Raw genomic sequence first — 17327 nt, forward strand, 5'->3', positions numbered from 1 at the left:
GGTCGGCCGGGAGGACCGGCGGGAGGGCCGGCGGAAGGACCGGGAGGAAGACGCGGACTACGCCGATTCGCTGAGCAGCCGGGTCAGGTACTCCCGTCCCGGGCCGAGGAGCCCGGGCAGCGGCTGTGCCGCCTCGTACCACCGCTTCTCGTACTCCCAGCACAGCCAGCCGTCCCAGCTCGCGCGGGCGAGGACGTCGACGCACTCGGTGAGCGGCAGGACACCTGCGCCCAGCGCGAGGGGGACGGTGTCCTCGGCCGAGGCGATGTCCTTGACCTGCACGTACCCGAGGTGCGGGGCGAGCGCCGCGTACGTCTGCGACGGCTGCTCACCGCCCAGCCAGGTGTGCATCACGTCCCACAGCGCGCCCACCTGTCCATGCCCGACCGGCCCGAGGACGCGGATGGCGTCGGCGCCGGTGCGGTGCGAGTCGTGGGTCTCCAGCAGGACACGGACCCCGAGCGCGGCGGCGTCCTCGGCGGCGACGCCCAGACGCCGGGCGGCGGTGGCGTCGGACTCCTCGCGGGGACGGCCGGTGTCGGCGCCGGGGAAGACCCGGACGAACGGGGCTCCCAGGTCGTGCGCCAGGCGCAGCAGCCCGCGGATCTCGTCCAGGACGGGGCCGTCGTCGCCGGGCGCGGCGACGCGCGCGTACCCGGCCACACCCAGCACCTCGACCCCGGCCGCCTCGAACAGGGCGGCCGTCTCCGCGCGTTCGGCGGGGGAGAGGCCGGGGTGCACCGGTTCCTCGGGGTGCGCGCGCAGTTCTACGCCGTGGTAGCCGTGCGCGGTCGCGAGTGCCAGGACCTCCGGGATCGGCAGGCCAGGGACACCGAGAGTGGAGAACGCGAGCTTCATGGGATTCCTCCGTGGATACTCCGCCCTTCAGGACGGAGAGGAAACGGGCCCCTGCGGAGCAGGGCAAGGAGCGGGGTTCCGCCCCCAGGGCGAAAGACCTTGCTCTGAGCAGCAGGTTTCATCTTTACCCGTCATGACACCGGTTTGTGAGCATGACCACGGCGCCGGTGAAGCCGGCGTTCACGTACCGCTTCCGTCCCACGGACGAGCAGGCAGAACCGCCCGGTGCCTACTCGTGCCCGGCGGGACGGAACACGTTGAGCTGCGCCCCGGTCTTCGCGGTCTGCGACGACACCAGCCGCCAGGTCCGCTTCACCCCGTCCGTCGGGAAGACCGACTTGCCGCCGCCGAGGAGCACCGGCATGACGGCGAGCCGCAGCTCGTCCACCAGGTCCGCGGCCAGCAGCGCCCGCACCAGCGTGGGGCTGCCCATCATCGCGAGGTCGCCGCCGCCGGCCACCCGCAGTTCGCGTACCTTCGCGAGCGCCTCGGCGCCGGGCACGCGCACGGTGTTCTCCCAGGTCAGCGCGGAGTCGTCGAGCGTGTCCGAGACGACGTACTTGCGCAGGGAGTTGATCCGGTCGGCGAAGGGGTCACCGGCCCGCTCGGGCCAGGCCGCGGCCATCGTCAGGTAGGTGCGGCGGCCGTAGAGCAGCGCCTCGGCCTGCTCCAGGCCGGCGGCGAACGCTCCGCCGAGCACCTCGGGGTCGAAGAACGGGTGCGACCAGCCGCCGTGGGCGAAGCCGCCGTCGGTGTCCTCCTCGGGACCGCCGGGCGCCTGCACGACTCCGTCGAGGCTGATGAACTCGGTGACGACGACACGCATGGGAATGCCTTCCGTTTCCTGGCCGATCGGTACGGAAGAGGAGACCGCGAGCGGCGCCGGAACTCATCGGTGCCCGCACCGGCCCGGGGGCCCGCGTCCGCACCCGAACCGTACGGCAGCAGCCCGGCCCCTGCGGCCGGACGCCGCACGACCGACCGTCCCGCACGGCACGGCCAACCCTCCGGCGCGCCGCCCGGCCATTCGCTGAATGCGGATCAACCACCCCCGGTGCGCGGTACAGCCAACCCTCCGGCGCGCCGCCCAGCCCCCGGTCTCACCCGCGCGGCACTCCCGTCGACCCCCGCACCATCAGCTCTCCCCGGACCGTGGCGATGCCCCCGGGCGGGGGCTCCTCGCGGCCCGTCGCGATGCGGCCGGCCCGTGCGCCGGCCTCCGCGAGGGGCAGGCGGACCGTCGTGAGGGAGGGCACCGCGTCGACACTGAAGGGCAGGTCGTCGAAGCCCGCCACCGAGACGTCCCCCGGGATGCGCAGCCCGGACTCGCGCAGCGCCGCGCAGGCGCCCAGCGCCACGGAGTCGTTGGCGGCGACGACCGCCGTGAGCGCGGGGTCGCGGCGCAGCAGCTCCAGCGTGGCCTCGTAACCGGACCGGCGGTCGAACCGCCCGTGCACGGTCCGGTCCGGGTCGTCCTCGACGCCCGCCGCCGCCAGGGCCTCGCGGTGCCCTTCGAGGCGGTGCCGGGTGGTGGTGCGTTCCGGCGGGCCCGCGATGTAGCCGAGCCGCCGGTGTCCCAGGCCCGTCAGGTGCTCGGTCAGCTGCCGCGCGCCCCCGCGGTTGTCGAAGGCCAGCGCGACCGCCTCGGTGTCCGGCACCGGCGGCCGTCCGCACAGCACCACCCGGGTCCCGGCCTCCGCCAGCCGGCGCAGTTTCGCCGCGACCGCCGCCGCGTGCGGCGCGCTCTCCACCGCACCGCCGGTGAGCACGACCGCGGCGGCCCGCTGCCGCTGGAGCAGCGTCAGGTAGGTCAGTTCCCGTTCCGGCGAGCCGCCGGTGTTGCAGACCACCGCCAGCCGTTCGCCGCCGGCCCGCCCGCCCGGGCCGCCGATCTCCGACTGGATCGCGCTCGCCATGATCCCGAAGAACGGGTCGGCGATGTCGTTCACGAGGATGCCGACCAGGTCGGAGGTGGCGGCGGCGAGCGCGCTCGCGGGGCCGTTGAGCACGTAGTCCAGCTCGTCGACGGCCTTCAGGACCCGCTCCCGGGTGGAGGCGGCCACCGGGTAGTTCCCGTTCAGCACGCGCGACACCGTCGCGGGCGAGACCTGGGCGCGGGCCGCCACGTCCGCCAGGGTCACCGTCATCTCGTCGTCCTCCGGTCGCGCGTGTCGTCGTAGCTGAGCAGGCACCGTCCGGGCGGCTGCCGCGGGCCGTGGTGCCGTGCAGACCTTACGGCCATTCGCCCCCTTGTTCGCCTGCTCGAACGCCACGGTGCCCGTCCGCCGGGACACCGCGGTGTCCGTCCGCCCGGACAACACGATCCGCGCCCGCTCTTGTCCGGACCGCTGTCCAGAGGCTAGCTTCTCCTGACGTAGAAAGCGCTTGCTGTCCTTGCTCGCCGCACCCGCGGCCGCACGGGCGCCGCGACGAGCGGCCGTACGCGCGACCGCGACGAGCGGCGAGGGCAGAGGACCGCGACGAGCGGCCGCGGGAGAGCGGGCGCGAGCGGCCGTACGAAAGGACTGGGACCGACGTGACACGCAAGACGGTGCGGATCGCCATGAACGGCGTGACCGGACGCATGGGCTACCGCCAGCACCTGGTCCGCTCGATCCTCGCCCTGCGCGAGCAGGGCGGACTCGACCTCGGCGACGGCACCGTGCTGTGGCCGGAACCCGTGCTGGTCGGCCGGCGCGAGCACGCGCTGAAGGCGCTTGCCGGCCGGCACGGCCTGGAGCACGTCTCCACCGACCTGGACGCGGTCCTCGCCGACCCGGCCGTGGACATCTACTTCGACGCCCAGGTCACCTCCGCCCGCGAGGAGGCGATCAAGAAGGCGATCGCCGCGGGCAAGCACGTCTACACCGAGAAGCCCACCGCCACCGGCCTCGACGGCGCCCTGGAACTGGCCCGCCTCGCCCACGCGGCCGGCATCAGGCACGGCGTCGTCCAGGACAAGATCTTCCTGCCGGGCCTGCTGAAGCTGAAGCGGCTGATCGACGGCGGCTTCTTCGGCCGCATCCTGTCCGTGCGCGGCGAGTTCGGCTACTGGGTCTTCGAGGGCGACTGGCAGGAGGCCCAGCGCCCGTCGTGGAACTACCGCGCCGAGGACGGCGGCGGCATCGTCGTCGACATGTTCCCGCACTGGGAGTACGTGCTGCACGAGCTGTTCGGCCGCGTCACCTCCGTCCAGGCCCTCACCGCCACCCACATCCCCCAGCGCTGGGACGAGAACGGCAAGCCGTACGACGCCACCGCCGACGACGCCGCCTACGGCATCTTCGAACTGGAGGGCGGCGCGGTCGCCCAGATCAACTCCTCCTGGGCGGTGCGCGTCAACCGCGACGAACTCGTCGAGTTCCAGGTCGACGGCACGGAGGGCTCCGCCGTGGCGGGCCTGCGCCGCTGCCGCGCCCAGCACCGCTCCGCCACCCCCAAGCCGGTCTGGAACCCCGACGTCCCGGCCACCGAGGTCTTCCGCGACCAGTGGCAGGAAGTGCCCGACAACACCGACTTCGACAACGGCTTCAAGGCCCAGTGGGAGCTGTTCCTGCGCCACGTCTACGCCGACGCCCCCTACCACTGGGACCTGCTCGCCGGCGCCCGCGGCGTCCAGCTCGCCGAACTGGGCCTGAAGTCCTCCGCCGAGGGCCGCCGCATCGCCGTGCCGGAGATCGCGCTGTGACCCTCCACCTGCCGGACGCCGACGGCACGCTGCGGGCCTACGAGCCGCGCACCGAGCCCTTCGCCGCCGCCCCGGGCGCCCCCTTCGCCTCCCGTACGGTCTTCTCCGCCGCCCACGTCGTCGCCGACCCGTTCGCCGACGTCTCGCCCGACTCGCCCGCAGCCGTCGACTGGGACGCCACCCTCGCCTTCCGCCGCCACCTGTGGTCGCACGGGCTGGGCGTCGCCGAGGCCATGGACACCGCCCAGCGCGGCATGGGCCTGGACTGGGCGGGCGCGGCCGAGCTGATCCGCCGCTCGGCCGCGGAGGCGAAGTCGGTGGGCGGCAGGATCGCCTGCGGCGTGGGCACCGACCAGATCACCGGCGGCACGCTCGCGGGCATCCGCGCCGCCTACGAGGAGCAGCTCGCCGTCGTCGAGGAGTCCGGCGCCCAGGCGATCCTCATGGCCTCCCGCGCCCTCGCCGCCACCGCACGCGGCCCGGAGGACTACCTGGAGGTCTACGGCCACCTGCTGCGCCAGGCCGCCGAACCGGTGATCCTGCACTGGCTCGGCCCCATGTTCGACCCGGCGCTGGAGGGCTACTGGGGCTCCGCGGACCTCGACGCGGCCACCGGCACCTTCCTGGACGTCATCGCCGCCCACCCCGACAAGGTCGACGGAGTGAAGATCTCCCTGCTGGACGCCCAGCGCGAGATCGACCTGCGCCGCCGCCTGCCCCGGGGCGTGCGCTGCTACACCGGCGACGACTTCCACTACCCGGAGCTGATCGCCGGCGACGACCAGGGGTTCAGCCACGCCCTGCTCGGCATCTTCGACCCGCTGGGCCCGCTGGCCGCCGAGGCGGTACGCGTCCTGGACACCGGCGACACGGCCGGCTTCCGCGCCCTCCTCGACCCCACCGTCGCCCTCTCCCGCCATCTGTTCCAGGCCCCCACCCGCTTCTACAAGACGGGTGTCGTCCTGCTCGCCTGGCTGGCCGGGCACCAGTCGCACTTCACGATGGTCGGCGGCCTGCAGTCGGCCCGTTCCCTGCCGCACCTGGCCCGCGCCTACGAACTCGCCGACGGCCTGGGTCTGTTCCCGGACCCCGCGCTCGCCGAGGAACGGATGCGCGGCCTGCTCCTCCTCCACGGGGTGAACCGATGACCCACGACGACCTGAGCCGCTTCTCCGTCAACCAGATGACCGTCAAGCAGCTCCCCCTGCCCGAACTCGTCGACGCCTGCGCGGAACTGGGCGTCGGCGGCATCGGCCTGTGGCGCGAACCGGTGCGGGCCTACGGGCCGGAGGCCGCCGCCAAGCTCGTCCGGGACGCGGGCCTGACCGTCACCACCCTGTGCCGCGGCGGCTTCCTCACCGCGGCCGACCCCGTCGAACGCGCGGAGGCGCTGGGCGACAACCACGCGGCCGTCGACGAGGCCGCCGCGCTCGGCACGGACACCCTGGTCCTCGTCTCCGGCGGACTCCCCGCCGGGGACAAGGACCTGCACGGCGCCCGCGAACGCGTCGCCGACGCCCTCGCCGTCCTCGGCCCCTACGCGGCCGAACGCGGCGTACGCCTGGCCATCGAGCCGCTGCACCCCATGTTCGCCGCCGACCGCTGCGTGGTCTCCACCCTCACGCAGGCCCTGGACCTGGCCGAACGCTTCCCCGCCGAGCAGGTCGGCGTGGCCGTGGACACGTACCACATCTGGTGGGACGACCGGGCGCCCGCCGAGATCGCCCGGGCGGGCGCGTCCGGCCGCATCCACACCTTCCAGCTCGCCGACTGGACCACCCCGCTGCCGGAGGGCGTCCTCAACGGCCGCGGCCAGATCGGCGACGGCGCCATCGACATGCGCGAGTGGAAGGCGTACGTGGAGGCCGCCGGCTACACCGGCCTCATCGAGGTCGAACTGTTCAACGACGGTCTGTGGGCGCGCGACGGCCGGGAGGTGCTGGAGGAGACGGCGGCGCGGTTCGTGGAACACGTCGTGCGCTGACCGCCGGGCGGGACCGTCGGCGTTCCCGCCCGCCGGGAAATACCGCGAAGAATATCGCCGCGCAGTGCAACCCTTCCCGCGCGCGGCATGTCGTATCTGTCGTCGGAACCCCCGGTGGGGGCCCGGGGAGACCCGGGGAGGCTCGGGGGGAGCCACGGGTTCCGGTGCAGGAGGGGAAGAGCCGAGGGGGCCGGGTCGACGACCGGGCCCCCTCGAAGCTGTCCGGGACCGGCCGGACGATCCCGGAGCGAAAGCCATTCGGGACCGAAGCCGTCCCTGGGCCGCAAGGCCGTCCGGGACCGATGCGGCCCCGGAGCGAGAACCGTCCGGGACCGAAGCCGCCCCGGGGGCGAAAGCCGTCCGGGTCCGGGCCGGACGATCCCGGTCCGGACCCGGTCCGGTCCCGTGCTCCGGCTGGGCGGCCGGCCGCTCGGCCGGGCGGGCGGTCTCCTAGAAGAACACCCCGCAGCGCAGCAGCACGTTGGCGTACGGCCGCGCCTCCCCGGTCCGTACGACCAGACGCGCACCCGCCGACAGCTCCTTGAGCCGCTCGTGCGGGACCAGGACGAGCCCGGGGAAGCGGCCGTCCAGCAGCGCGGCAGCCGCCGGATTGGCCCCGCGCACCTCGGCCGCCGCCGTCGCGCCCTCCACCACCAGCTCCGCCAGCAGCCCGTCCAGCACCTCGGCGAAGGACGGCACCCCGGCGCGGAACGCCAGGTCGACCACCCGCGGCCCGGCCGGTATCGGCATGCCCGCGTCGCACACCAGCACCTCGTCGGTGTGCCCCAACTCCGCCAGAGCGCCGGACAGATGCCGGTTCAGGATGCCCGCCTTCTTCACCGTGAGCCGCCTCGCGCCGGGTCGCCGGACGTGCCTTCCCCGTCCCGGGCGGGGGCCCCGGGGCCGTCCTCCGGGACCGCACAGGACAGGGCGTCGACCTCCGCCGCCGTCGGGTACGACTCCTGCGCACCCCGCTTCGTCACGGCCGCCGCGCCCACCCGGGCCGCGTACGCCGCCGCCTCCGGCAGGGAGGCGCCCGCGCCGAGCCGCCAGGCCAGCGCCGCGGTGAACGCGTCACCCGCCCCCGTGGTGTCCACGGCGTCCACCTTCACGGACGGCACCCGGACCACCCCCTCGGCGGACGCCACCAGCGCGCCCTCGCCGCCCAGGGTGACGACCACCGAGCGCGGGCCGCGCGCGAGCAGCGCCCGCGCCCAGTCCTCCGGGTCGGCACCGGCGTCCGCCCCGCCCAGGATGACCTTCGCCTCGTGCTCGTTGACGATCAGCGGGTCGCAGGCCTCCAGGAGCTGGGGCGGCAGCGGGCGCGGCGGCGACGGGTTGAGCACGAACCGGCTCCCCGCGGCCAGGTGCCGTACGGTCTCCACGACCGTCTCCAGCGGGACCTCCAACTGCGCGGACACCACCCGCGCGGACCCGACGAGAGCCGCCGCGGCACGGACGTCCCCGGGGGTCAGCCGGCCGTTGGCACCCGGCGAGACCACGATCGAGTTGTCCCCCGACGGGTCCACCGTGATCAGCGCGACCCCGGTCGGAGCACCGCCGACCAGCACGCCCGCCGGGTCGACCCCGGCTGCCCGCTGCGCGTCCAGCAGCAGCCGCCCGTGCGCGTCGTCACCGACCCGGGCCAGCAGGGCCGTGCGGGCCCCCAGCCGGGCCGCGGCGACCGCCTGGTTGGCGCCCTTGCCACCGGGGTGGACGGCCAGGTCGGAGCCGAGGACCGTCTCCCCGGCCGCGGGACGGCGCTCGACGCCGATCACCAGGTCGGCGTTGGCCGACCCCACGACCAGCAGGTCGTAGTCGTACATGCGCAGTGTCTCCTTACGGGAACGGGTCGCCGGTCAGCCGCTGAACCCGGCCACGTTCTCCTTCGTTACCACCTTGACCGGCACCTTCACCGTCGGCGCGACCTTCTTGCCCTGGACCGCCTTGAGCGCGTTGTCCACGGCGATCCGGCCGAGCTGGCTCGGCTGCTGCGCGACCGAGGCGTACAGCGTGCCGTTCTTGACGGCGGTCAGGCCGTCCGGGGTGCCGTCGAAGCCGACGACCTGCACGGACCTGCCGGCCTTGGAGCCGAGCGCCTTGACCGCGCCGAGTGCCATCTCGTCGTTGGCGGCGATCACGCCCTGCACGTCGGGGTGGGCCTGGAGCAGGTTCGACATCACGTCGAGGCCCTTGGTGCGGTCGAAGTCGGCGGGCTGCTGGGCGAGCACCTGGATGCCCGGGTAGGCCTTGAGGCCCTGGGCGAAACCGGCGGCGCGCTCGCGGGCGGCGGAGGTGCCCGCCTGCCCCTGGAGGATCACGATCTTCCCGTGACCGCCCAGCTTCTCGGCGATGGTCTTGGCGGCCAGTTCGCCGCCGGCCACGTTGTCGGAGGCGACCAGCGCGGCCGTCTTCGCGTTGTTGACGCCGCGGTCCACGGCGATGACGGGGATGTCCGCCTTGCCCGCGGCCTTCACGGAGTTGCTGGCCGCGTCGGAGTCCACCGGGTTGACGATGATCGCGCCCAGGCTCGAACTGGTGAAGTTCTGGAGCTGGTTGGCCTGCTGCGAGGCGTCGTTCTGCGCGTCGGTGACGGTCAGGTCCAGGCCCAGCTTCTTCGCCTCGGCCTGCGCGCCCGACTTGATCTGCACGAAGAACGGGTTGTTGAGGGTGGACAGCGACAGACCCATCTTCGGGGTCGTCGAAGCGGAACCGGTGTGCAGCAGCGAGGTCGCGGCCACCAGCGCCACGGTCACCACCGCCGCCAGCCCGTACGTCGCCGCCTGCTTGCCCTTGCCGCCGCCGCTGCCGGTGCCCGCGGCCTGCGGGGTCGCCCCGGCCTTGCGGCGCACGGTGTCGAGCAGCACCGCCAGCGCGATCACGACACCGATGACGACCTGCTGCCAGAACGCCGACACCGACAGCAGGTTGAGGCCGTTCCTGAGCACGGCGAGGATCAGCGCGCCGATCAGCGTCCCGGACGCCTTGCCCGTGCCGCCCGCCAGCGAGGCGCCGCCGATGACGACCGCCGCGATCGCGTCCAGCTCGTAGCCGTTGGCGGCCTGCGGCTGCGCGGAGGAGAGCCGGGCGGCGAGCACGATGCCCGCCGCGGCGGCGAACAGACCCGACAGAGCGTAGATCGCGAGCTTCTGCCGCTTCACGCGCAGCCCCGAGAGCCGGGCCGCCTCCTCGTTGCCGCCGATCGCGTACATCGAACGCCCGATGTACGTACGTCCCAGCACGAACGCCGTGATCAGGCCCATGACGACCATGACGAGCACGGGCACCGGCAGCCAGCCGCCGAGCGTGTCGCCCAGGTGCGAGACCGAGTCCGGCAGGGCGATCGGGGAGCCCTGCGAGATGACCAGCGACAGACCGCGGCCCACCGACAGCATGGCCAGCGTCGCGATGAACGGCGGCAGCTTGCCGTAGGAGATCAGGAAACCGTTGACCAGGCCCGCCGCGATGCCCGTGGCGATGGCGAGGACCACGGCGAGGACCACCGGCACCCCGTGCGAGGTCGCGCTCCAGGCGAGCACGGTCGCCGACAGCGCCGCCACCGAACCGACCGACAGGTCGATGCCCGCCGCGACGATGACGAAGGTGACACCGAAGGCCAGGATGGCGGTCACCGCCGCCTGGACACCGATGTTCAGCAGGTTGTCCGTCGTCAGGAAGTCCCCGGAGAGCGCGGACAGCGCGATGACGAGGACGATCAGCGCGGTCAGCGCGCCGTTGTCGAGCAGCAGGCGGCGCAGGCCGCCGGAGGCGCCACCCGCGCCCGCCTTGCTCTTGAGCGTGTCAGTGGCCACGGGGGGCCTCCACTTCGGTCGTTCCGTTCGTAGGAGTGCTGACGGCGAGCGCCATCACGGCGTCCTGGGTCGCCTGGTCGGCCGGGAGTTCCCCGGCGATCCGGCCCTGCGCCATCACCAGCACCCGGTCGCTCATGCCGAGCACCTCGGGCAGGTCGCTGGAGATCATCAGGACGGCGGCGCCGGCGGCCGTCAGTTCGTTGATGAGCTGGTAGATCTCGACCTTGGCGCCGACGTCGATGCCCCGCGTGGGCTCGTCGAGGATGAGGACCTTGGTGTCGGCCAGCAGCCACTTGCCGATGACGACCTTCTGCTGGTTGCCGCCCGACAGGGTCCGCACGTGCTGGCCGAGACCGGCCATCCGCACGCCGAGCTGCCCGGCGATCCGCTCGGCCTCCCGGTGCTGCCCCTTGAGGTCCACGAGCCCGCCGCGCGAGGCCGACCGCAGGGTCACCAGACCGAGGTTCTCCTCCACCGAGGCGTCGAGGACGAGCCCCTGGCCCTTGCGGTCCTCGGGCACCAGCCCGATCCCGGCGGCCATGGCCGCGTTCACGTCGTGCCGCCGCAGCCGGGCACCGGCGACGCGGACGTCACCCCGGTCGTAGGGGTCCGCGCCGAACACGGCCCGCACGACCTCCGTACGTCCCGCGCCCACCAGCCCCGCGATGCCGACGACCTCACCGGCGTGCACCTGGAAGCTGACGTCGTGGAAGACACCGTCCCGGGTGAGCCCCTCGACGGCGAGCAGCGGCTCGCCCCGCTCGGCCCGCTCCCTGGGGTACTGCTGCTCGATGGAGCGCCCCACCATGAGCCGGACCAGCTCGTCCTCGGGCGTCGAGGCGGGCACCTGGCCCACGCTGCGCCCGTCCCGGATGACCGTGACCCGGTCGCCCAGGGCGGCGATCTCCTCCAGGTGGTGCGTGATGAACACGATCCCGACGCCGTCGGCGCGCAGCGCGCGCACGATCGAGAACAGCTTCTCGACCTCCTCGGAGGTGAGCACGGCGGTCGGCTCGTCCATGATCAGGACCCGCGCGTCCAGGCTCAGCGCCTTGGCGATCTCGACCATCTGGAGCCGGGCGATGCCCAGTTCGCGCACCCGCGCGCGGGGCGACACGCTGACACCCACCCGTTCGAGCAGGGCGGCGGCCTCGGCCTCCATCCGCTTCCGGTCGATCATCCCGAAGCGGCGCGGCTGACGGCCCAGGAAGATGTTCTCCGCGACCGTCAGATCGGGTACGAGGTTGAACTCCTGGTAGATCGTGGCGATCCCGAGCCGCTCGGAGTCCTGCGCACCATGGATGCGCACCTCCTCGCCACCGGCCAGGATCCGCCCGGCGTCGGGGGTGTAGGCACCGGAGAGCATCTTGATGAGCGTGCTCTTGCCGGCGCCGTTCTCACCGAGCAGCACGTGCACCTCGCCCCGGCGCAGGTCGAAGTCGACGCTGTCCAGCGCCACCACGCCCGGGAAGGTCTTCCGGATGCCCTCGATGCGCAGCAACTCCTCCGGGTCGCTCACGGCATGCTCCTGTTCGTTGCGACGGACTCGGGGACGGTGGGGGTGCCGGCGGCCGGGGGACCGGCTGCCTGGCTCCCGGCCGGGACGCCGGCGGCGGGGACGACGGTCTTAGCCCCGTCCGCGGTGGCGGGCGCGGGAGCCGGCCCGGCGGCGGCCTCGCCGCACGAGCGGCGGACGACGAGCCGGGCGGGCAGGGTCACCGACTCCGGCCCCCGGCCCTCGATACGGTCCACCAGCGCCCGTACGGCCGCCCGCCCCAGCTCGCCCGTGGGCTGGGCGACGGCGGTGATCGGCGGATCGGTGTGCACGAACCACGGGATGTCGTCGAACGCCGCCAGCGCGATGTCGTCCGGCACCCGCAGCCCGCGCGCCCGGATCGCGTCCAGCGCGCCGAGCGCCATCAGGTTGTCGGCCGCGAAGACCACCTCGGGCGGCTCGGGCAGGTCGAGGAACCCCTCGGTGACACGCCGCCCGCTCTCGGCCTGGAAGTCGCCCTGCCCGGTGTAGGCCTCGGGGAGGTCGAGCCCGTAGGCGGCCAGCGCCTCCCGGAAGGCCCGCACCCGCTCACTGCCGGTCGTGGTGGCGGCGGGGCCCGCGATGATCGCGAGCCGCCGGTGCCCGAGCCCGTACAGGTGCGCGACGAGGTCCCGCACCGCCTGCTGCCCGTCGGCCCGCACCACGGGCACGTCCACGCCCTTGATCCACCGGTCGACGAACACCATCGGCGTCCCCGAGCGCGCGGCCTCCAGCATCAGCGGGGAGCCACCGTCGGTCGGGGAGACGAGCAGGCCGTCGATCCGCCGGTCCAGCAGGGTCCGCACGTGGTGGTCCTGGAGATCGGGCCGCTCGTCGGCGTTCCCGATGATCACGCTGTACCCGAGCGCGCGGGCCTCCTCCTCGACGGAACGGGCCAGCTCGGTGAAGTACGGGTTGAGCACGTCGCTGATGACGAGACCCAGGGTGCGGGTCTGGTCCGTGCGCAGCGAACGGGCGACGGCGTTCGGCCGGTAGCCCAGCGCCTCGACGGCGGCCAGCACACGTGCCCGTGCCTCGGCGCTGACCGACGGATGGTCGTTCAGGACGCGCGAGACCGTGGCGACGGACACGCCCGCCCCGGCAGCGACATCCTTGATGCTCGCCATCGCCGCTCCACCTCCTCGTGGAATCGATTACACGAGGGATTGGAATCGATTACACGAGGCGTGACAAGAGGGGGTTACCGAATCGTTACGCGTCGTGTGGAACGCCGCGATCTGTGGATGTGGCAACCGCGGGACGCGGCTGTGCCAGGGCTGTGACGCAAGACGGTTGCGAGTGTGATCGCCGGTGGTGACCATAGTGGGGCAGAAACGTTCACCGAGGGCTGGCGGCCTTGAGCCTCGCCGCCAACCCTTCGATGGGGGAGGCGAGTTCGGCGTGAAGTTCGACATGGGTGCGCAGACGTTGTCGACGTTGATGCGTGATTCGCGGGGGTCGAGTGATGATCTGGGGTCGTTGATCCGGCAGTTGGTGCAGGCGGTGGAGCCGTTGGAGGGGAAGTTCAATGGTGCGGGCCGTCGGATGTTCGATGAGTTCAAGGGTCGTGCGGATGGGATCGCGCGTGAGTTGAATGCGTCGTTGGGGGCGATTTTGGGTGGTCAGTCGGGGATGGAGGGTGCGTTTTCCTCGGGTGATCAGGAGCAGGGTGAGAATGCGCGGCAGCAGATGGGTGCGGCGAATTTCGATGCGGCGCGTTTCCGCTGAGGTGTTGTTCTGTTCCGGGTTTTCTGCCGGGTTGGTTGTCGGGTTGGTTGGTTGTTTCACGGGGAGTGGTGTGTGATGGCGGGTTCGGGTTCGGATCGTCGGTCGTATGACGTGGGTGCGTCGGGGGATGTGCAGGGGAGTCTGCAGGGGGTGGTGGCGCGGTTGGAGGAGGTGATCGCGCAGCGGGATCGTCAGGTGAAGGCGGCGATGGCTGATTTCACGGCTGATGGGGTGGCGGATGAGTATCACGGTAAGGAGCAGCGGTGGAACCGGGCTTCGCATGAGGTGCGGAACATCATCGGTCTGGTGAAGTCGACGTTGGAGAAGAATGACGCGACGGCGCATTCGACGTTGGCGAAGGCGAAGTCGGCGGTGGACGGCATCGGCTGAGCGGCTGGTGGCCCGGCGGGTCGGCCGGGTTCGCTCGCTGCTCGCTTTTCGCTGCTTGCTGTTGGCTGTGCGCGGTCTGCGGTCTGCTGTTCGCTGCGCGCTGTCTGCGGTCTGCGGTCTGCTGTTCGCTGCGCGCTGTCTGCTGTTGGCTGTTTGTTGTTGGTGGTGTGTTCGGGGGTTGTTGGGTGTCTGGCTGGGATTTGAAGCCGCAGGGTATTTCGGGTGTGCTGAAGTCGGTGGGTGAGTCGGCTTCTCGTCTGCAGTCGTGTGCGACGGCGTTCGGGGAGCATTTGACGTTGGCGGCGTCGTCTGCGGGGACGGTCTCGGCGGATGCGGGTGCTGCCGGTGGCGGTGGTGGGGGTAAGGCGCAGGGGGGTCTGGTGGCGTTGGCGTTGTCGCAGTATGCGGAGCATGCGTCGAAGGATCTTCAGTTCGTGGGTGCGCGGGCGGGTAAGTCGTTGCAGGGTGTGGTGGATGCGACGACGGCGTATTTGAAGGGTGATGAGGAGATGGCGGCGCGGGCGCAGCATGCTGCGTTGGGGGCGCCGCGGCTGGATGCGCCCGGGGTGGGCGGGAAGTGATCGAGCCGGGGGAGATTCCGCAGTTCACGGGTGATCTGGGGCTGCTGGAGAAGGCGTGTGGGGATCTGAAGGCGGACGCGGGTGGTGTCCGGGATGCGGGTGGGGAGGTTCATTCCCGGTTTCAGGGGTTGTCGGCGTATTACCGGGCTCCGGAGGCGGAGCAGTTGTTCGCGTCGACGAGGCCGGTGAAGGAGCGTGCGGACTCGTTCGCGACGGGTCTGGAGTCGGTGTCGGGTGCTCTGTCGGGGTATGCGGCGGAGATTCGTCCGCTGGTGAAGAAGCTGGCTGATCTGAAGGAGGAGGCGACGGCGTTCGTCGCTTCGGTGAAGGGTGATGACGACTGGGAGTACGACGGGGGGAAGGTCGCGCATCACAACCGGATCCGGGATGAGGTCACGCGGGCGGTGGCGGCGTTCTGGGCGGCGGAGCGTACGTGTCACAACAAGATCACCGCGTTGTTCCACGGGACGCAGATGGTGGCGGGGGACGGGTCGGACCGCAAGGACCAGTACGGGTTCGACGCGGAGGATCTGAAGAACGCGAAGCTTCCCTGGGGTGACCCGGTGGAGGAGAAGCACCACTGGTATGAGGTGGGGCACTGGATCAAGTCGTTCGTGTGGGACGGGTTGATCGTCGATGGTGTGTGGGGGACGGTCAAGGGTCTGGGCACGCTGGTGGGTTTCGGCGGCTGGGAGGCGATGGGCCAGGCGTGGAAGGGTCTGGCGCAGTTGGCGACCGGTCTGGTGATCTCGTCGCTGCCGGGGGTGGGGACGCTGTTCTGGGCGTTGCCGGACGACAAGCTGCCGTCCTGGTTCCGTGATTCGCGCAGGGCGATGAAGGAGACGGGCAAGGCGCTGGTGGCGTGGGACGAGTGGGGGAAGAACCCGGCGCGTGCGGCGGGTGCGGTGACGTTCAATGTGGTGACGACGGTGTTCACCGGTGGTGCGGGTGGTGCGGCGTCGGGTGCGGGGAAGGCGGGTGCGGTCGCGAAGGCGTTGTCGGTGGCGGGGAAGGCGGGCAGGGTCATCGATCCGATGACGTATGTCGCCAAGGGTGCCGGCGCGGGGTTGTCGAAGATCGGGGACATCTCCAAGGCCCTGAAGGGCATGGGCAAGATCGACATCCCCGAACTCCCGGAGAACGCGATCACCCTGCCCAAGGGCACGGTGAAACTCCCCGACGGCTCCTTCCGCCTCCCCGACGGCGCCCCCGTCCCCCCGGGAGCGACCAGACTGCCCAGCGGCAGCTTCGAACTCCCCGACGACGTCCCCGTCGTCCACGACGGCGCGCACCCCCTGCACACCCCCGACGGCACCGGACAGGTCTACGGCCATCCGGACGGCCACATCGTCGACGGCAACGGCAACATCCTCATCCACGCCGACGAACTGCAAACGCCCCCAGCAGCAGGAACCGACCTGCCCCACACCCCGGCCCCGGTCAAGGAGCCCGTCCTGGCCGGCGCAGCCACCCACACCGCCAGCGACACAGTCGACACTGCTGGCCATGTGGGTGACCACGCGACTGGCCACAGTGGTGATGCCGGGTCCACACATCACGGCGGAGAATCGCATTCCGGGCCGCACACGAATGACGGTCATGGTTCCGACGGGCACGGTTACGGCTCGGCAGACTCCCACGGCTCTGATCACCATGCTGACGCCGGTACTCATGACACGGACGCAGTCGACCACGGTGGTCATGGCGAAGATGCTCACACGACGCAAGACCCTGAGACATCGGCGTCTGACCACTTGCCTGATGGCGAAGCCGTACCCGGCCAGTCTGGCGGTGCCGTTCGACCCCCGGATGACGGCAGCGTTCGCAGCTTCATGAAGAATGAGGAGTGGGCGGGAGAAGCGTACGATGCCATTCGAGCGGCAGATGATGTCGATGCGATGGCTTCGCATCTTTCCGACGTTCCACGGTTGGACGGAAATACGGGATTCACTCGTGATGAAATTCAAGCGATTAAGGAGCATGTGTTCACCGAGGAGCACCCGCTGGAATCCGTCGATGGTGGGATAGTGCATGCTCGCTACGATCCCAACCCCGATATGGCGGAGGCATGGATCCGGTTGAGGTCGGGGACTCATACGGATGCAGATTTGCTCCTACTCGAACATGAGCTTGCTGAACATCGGTACTATCAGGATCATCCTGGATCGACGTACGCGGAAGCCCATGCCGCAGCCACTAAGATCGCGGATTGGGCGAGCAATATGGAAGCGCCTCGACGTGAGAACTATACCTGGGAGGACTGAACGATGGCTCTGTACGCACGTGTCGAAAAGGTCGAAGAAGACGATCGGCAGGTTCGCTATAAATACACGGATATCGCCGGCCGTGAGCGGTATCTGCTGCTGAACAAGGAAACTGAGACGACCTCTGCCGAAGATGGTGGGGAAGACATGCTTTATCGGGCGGTAGCCAGGAAGGTCGCTGTGGCTTGGGTCCAGGACGGCGCAGCTCCGGGGAAGCTGCTGGTGCAGTCCTGAGACAAGCCGTTCACGCGGAACGGTCTGATCGGCAACGGTGTGGGGGCATGATCAAGGGCCTGGGCGCGCGCCGGGGTCTCGGTGGCTGAGAGGCGATGGGCCGGACGCGGAAGGGCTTCGCCCTGCTCGAGACCGGTCTGGTCATCTCCTTCCGCCGCTGGGCTGGTCCCCGTTCTGGGCGCTCCCGGACGACAGGCTGCCGTCCTGGTTCCGTGATTCGCGTACCGCGATTACGCGCACGAGCTTGAACCCAT

At 71.3% G+C, this 17327-nt stretch carries 16 protein-coding genes; 8 read left to right on the forward strand and 8 right to left on the reverse strand.

From position 1 onward, the window contains the following. Window positions 1-57 precede the first annotated feature (57 nt). The 3 genes from AC6I72_RS20375 to AC6I72_RS20385 form a co-directional block, all read right to left on the reverse strand. Window positions 58-858 (reverse strand): sugar phosphate isomerase/epimerase family protein, encoded by an 801-nt coding sequence (locus tag AC6I72_RS20375; protein ID WP_498002522.1) that lies wholly within the window; start codon window positions 856-858, stop codon window positions 58-60. A gap of 229 nt (window positions 859-1087) precedes the next feature. Then, complete coding sequence (locus AC6I72_RS20380; protein ID WP_498002523.1) at window positions 1088-1684, reverse strand: dihydrofolate reductase family protein; 597 nt, start codon at window positions 1682-1684, stop codon at window positions 1088-1090. Window positions 1685-1958: 274 nt separating this feature from the next. After that, window positions 1959-3005: a LacI family DNA-binding transcriptional regulator gene (locus AC6I72_RS20385; protein ID WP_498002524.1), complete on the reverse strand. Its 1047-nt coding sequence runs from the start codon at window positions 3003-3005 to the stop codon at window positions 1959-1961. Window positions 3006-3394: 389 nt separating this feature from the next. Between AC6I72_RS20385 and AC6I72_RS20390 the strand changes: the two genes are divergently transcribed. From AC6I72_RS20390 to AC6I72_RS20400, 3 genes are read left to right on the forward strand one after another with little or no spacing between them, the layout of a single operon-like run. Then, entirely contained in the window at window positions 3395-4546 is a 1152-nt protein-coding gene (locus tag AC6I72_RS20390) for a Gfo/Idh/MocA family protein (RefSeq protein ID WP_498002526.1), read from the forward strand. Further along, entirely contained in the window at window positions 4543-5694 is a 1152-nt protein-coding gene (locus AC6I72_RS20395) for a dihydrodipicolinate synthase family protein (RefSeq protein WP_498002527.1), read from the forward strand. The genes AC6I72_RS20390 and AC6I72_RS20395 overlap by 4 nt, the downstream gene beginning before the upstream one ends. Next, complete coding sequence (locus AC6I72_RS20400; RefSeq protein WP_498002528.1) at window positions 5691-6530, forward strand: sugar phosphate isomerase/epimerase family protein; 840 nt, start codon at window positions 5691-5693, stop codon at window positions 6528-6530. Before AC6I72_RS20395 ends, AC6I72_RS20400 begins: the two co-directional genes overlap by 4 nt. A 450-nt stretch (window positions 6531-6980) precedes the next feature. Here AC6I72_RS20400 and rbsD read toward each other — a convergent pair whose 3' ends face one another. The 5 genes from rbsD to AC6I72_RS20425 are packed head-to-tail and all read right to left on the reverse strand — an operon-like array spanning window position 6981 to window position 13003. Continuing rightward, window positions 6981-7370, reverse strand: a complete 390-nt coding sequence (gene rbsD / locus AC6I72_RS20405) for a D-ribose pyranase (RefSeq protein WP_366725239.1) — start codon at window positions 7368-7370, stop codon at window positions 6981-6983. After that, window positions 7367-8356 (reverse strand): ribokinase, encoded by a 990-nt coding sequence (locus AC6I72_RS20410; RefSeq protein WP_498002529.1) that lies wholly within the window; start codon window positions 8354-8356, stop codon window positions 7367-7369. The genes rbsD and AC6I72_RS20410 overlap by 4 nt, the downstream gene beginning before the upstream one ends. Before the next feature lie 33 nt (window positions 8357-8389). Next, a complete protein-coding gene (locus AC6I72_RS20415; RefSeq protein ID WP_498002530.1) occupies window positions 8390-10342 on the reverse strand; it encodes an ABC transporter permease/substrate-binding protein in 1953 nt (650 codons plus the stop codon). Beyond that, the gene (locus tag AC6I72_RS20420) at window positions 10332-11861 is read right to left on the reverse strand and encodes a sugar ABC transporter ATP-binding protein (RefSeq protein WP_498002531.1); all 1530 of its coding nucleotides are present in this window, start codon (window positions 11859-11861) and stop codon (window positions 10332-10334) included. Before AC6I72_RS20420 ends, AC6I72_RS20415 begins: the two co-directional genes overlap by 11 nt. Beyond that, window positions 11858-13003 (reverse strand): LacI family DNA-binding transcriptional regulator, encoded by a 1146-nt coding sequence (locus tag AC6I72_RS20425; protein WP_498002532.1) that lies wholly within the window; start codon window positions 13001-13003, stop codon window positions 11858-11860. The genes AC6I72_RS20420 and AC6I72_RS20425 overlap by 4 nt, the downstream gene beginning before the upstream one ends. A gap of 274 nt (window positions 13004-13277) precedes the next feature. On the opposite strand from AC6I72_RS20425, the gene AC6I72_RS20430 reads away from it, so the two are divergent. The 5 genes from AC6I72_RS20430 (at window position 13278) to AC6I72_RS20450 (ending at window position 17073) form a co-directional block, all read left to right on the forward strand. After that, window positions 13278-13604, forward strand: coding sequence for a hypothetical protein (locus AC6I72_RS20430; RefSeq protein ID WP_498002534.1), 327 nt, complete (start codon window positions 13278-13280; stop codon window positions 13602-13604). Between the two features lie 75 nt (window positions 13605-13679). Then, entirely contained in the window at window positions 13680-13994 is a 315-nt protein-coding gene (locus AC6I72_RS20435; protein WP_498004754.1) for a pore-forming ESAT-6 family protein, read from the forward strand. Window positions 13995-14179: 185 nt separating this feature from the next. Next, window positions 14180-14575 (forward strand): DUF6507 family protein, encoded by a 396-nt coding sequence (locus AC6I72_RS20440; protein ID WP_498002535.1) that lies wholly within the window; start codon window positions 14180-14182, stop codon window positions 14573-14575. Beyond that, entirely contained in the window at window positions 14572-16839 is a 2268-nt protein-coding gene (locus AC6I72_RS20445) for a hypothetical protein (protein ID WP_498002536.1), read from the forward strand. Before AC6I72_RS20440 ends, AC6I72_RS20445 begins: the two co-directional genes overlap by 4 nt. A 3-nt stretch (window positions 16840-16842) precedes the next feature. Then, window positions 16843-17073 carry a hypothetical protein gene (locus tag AC6I72_RS20450; protein ID WP_498002537.1) on the forward strand — a complete coding sequence of 77 codons (231 nt, stop codon included), beginning with the start codon at window positions 16843-16845 and terminating at the stop codon, window positions 17071-17073. The last annotated feature ends 254 nt before the right edge of the window (window positions 17074-17327 follow it).

The sequence above is a fragment of the Streptomyces sp. Xyl84 genome (assembly GCF_059731885.1).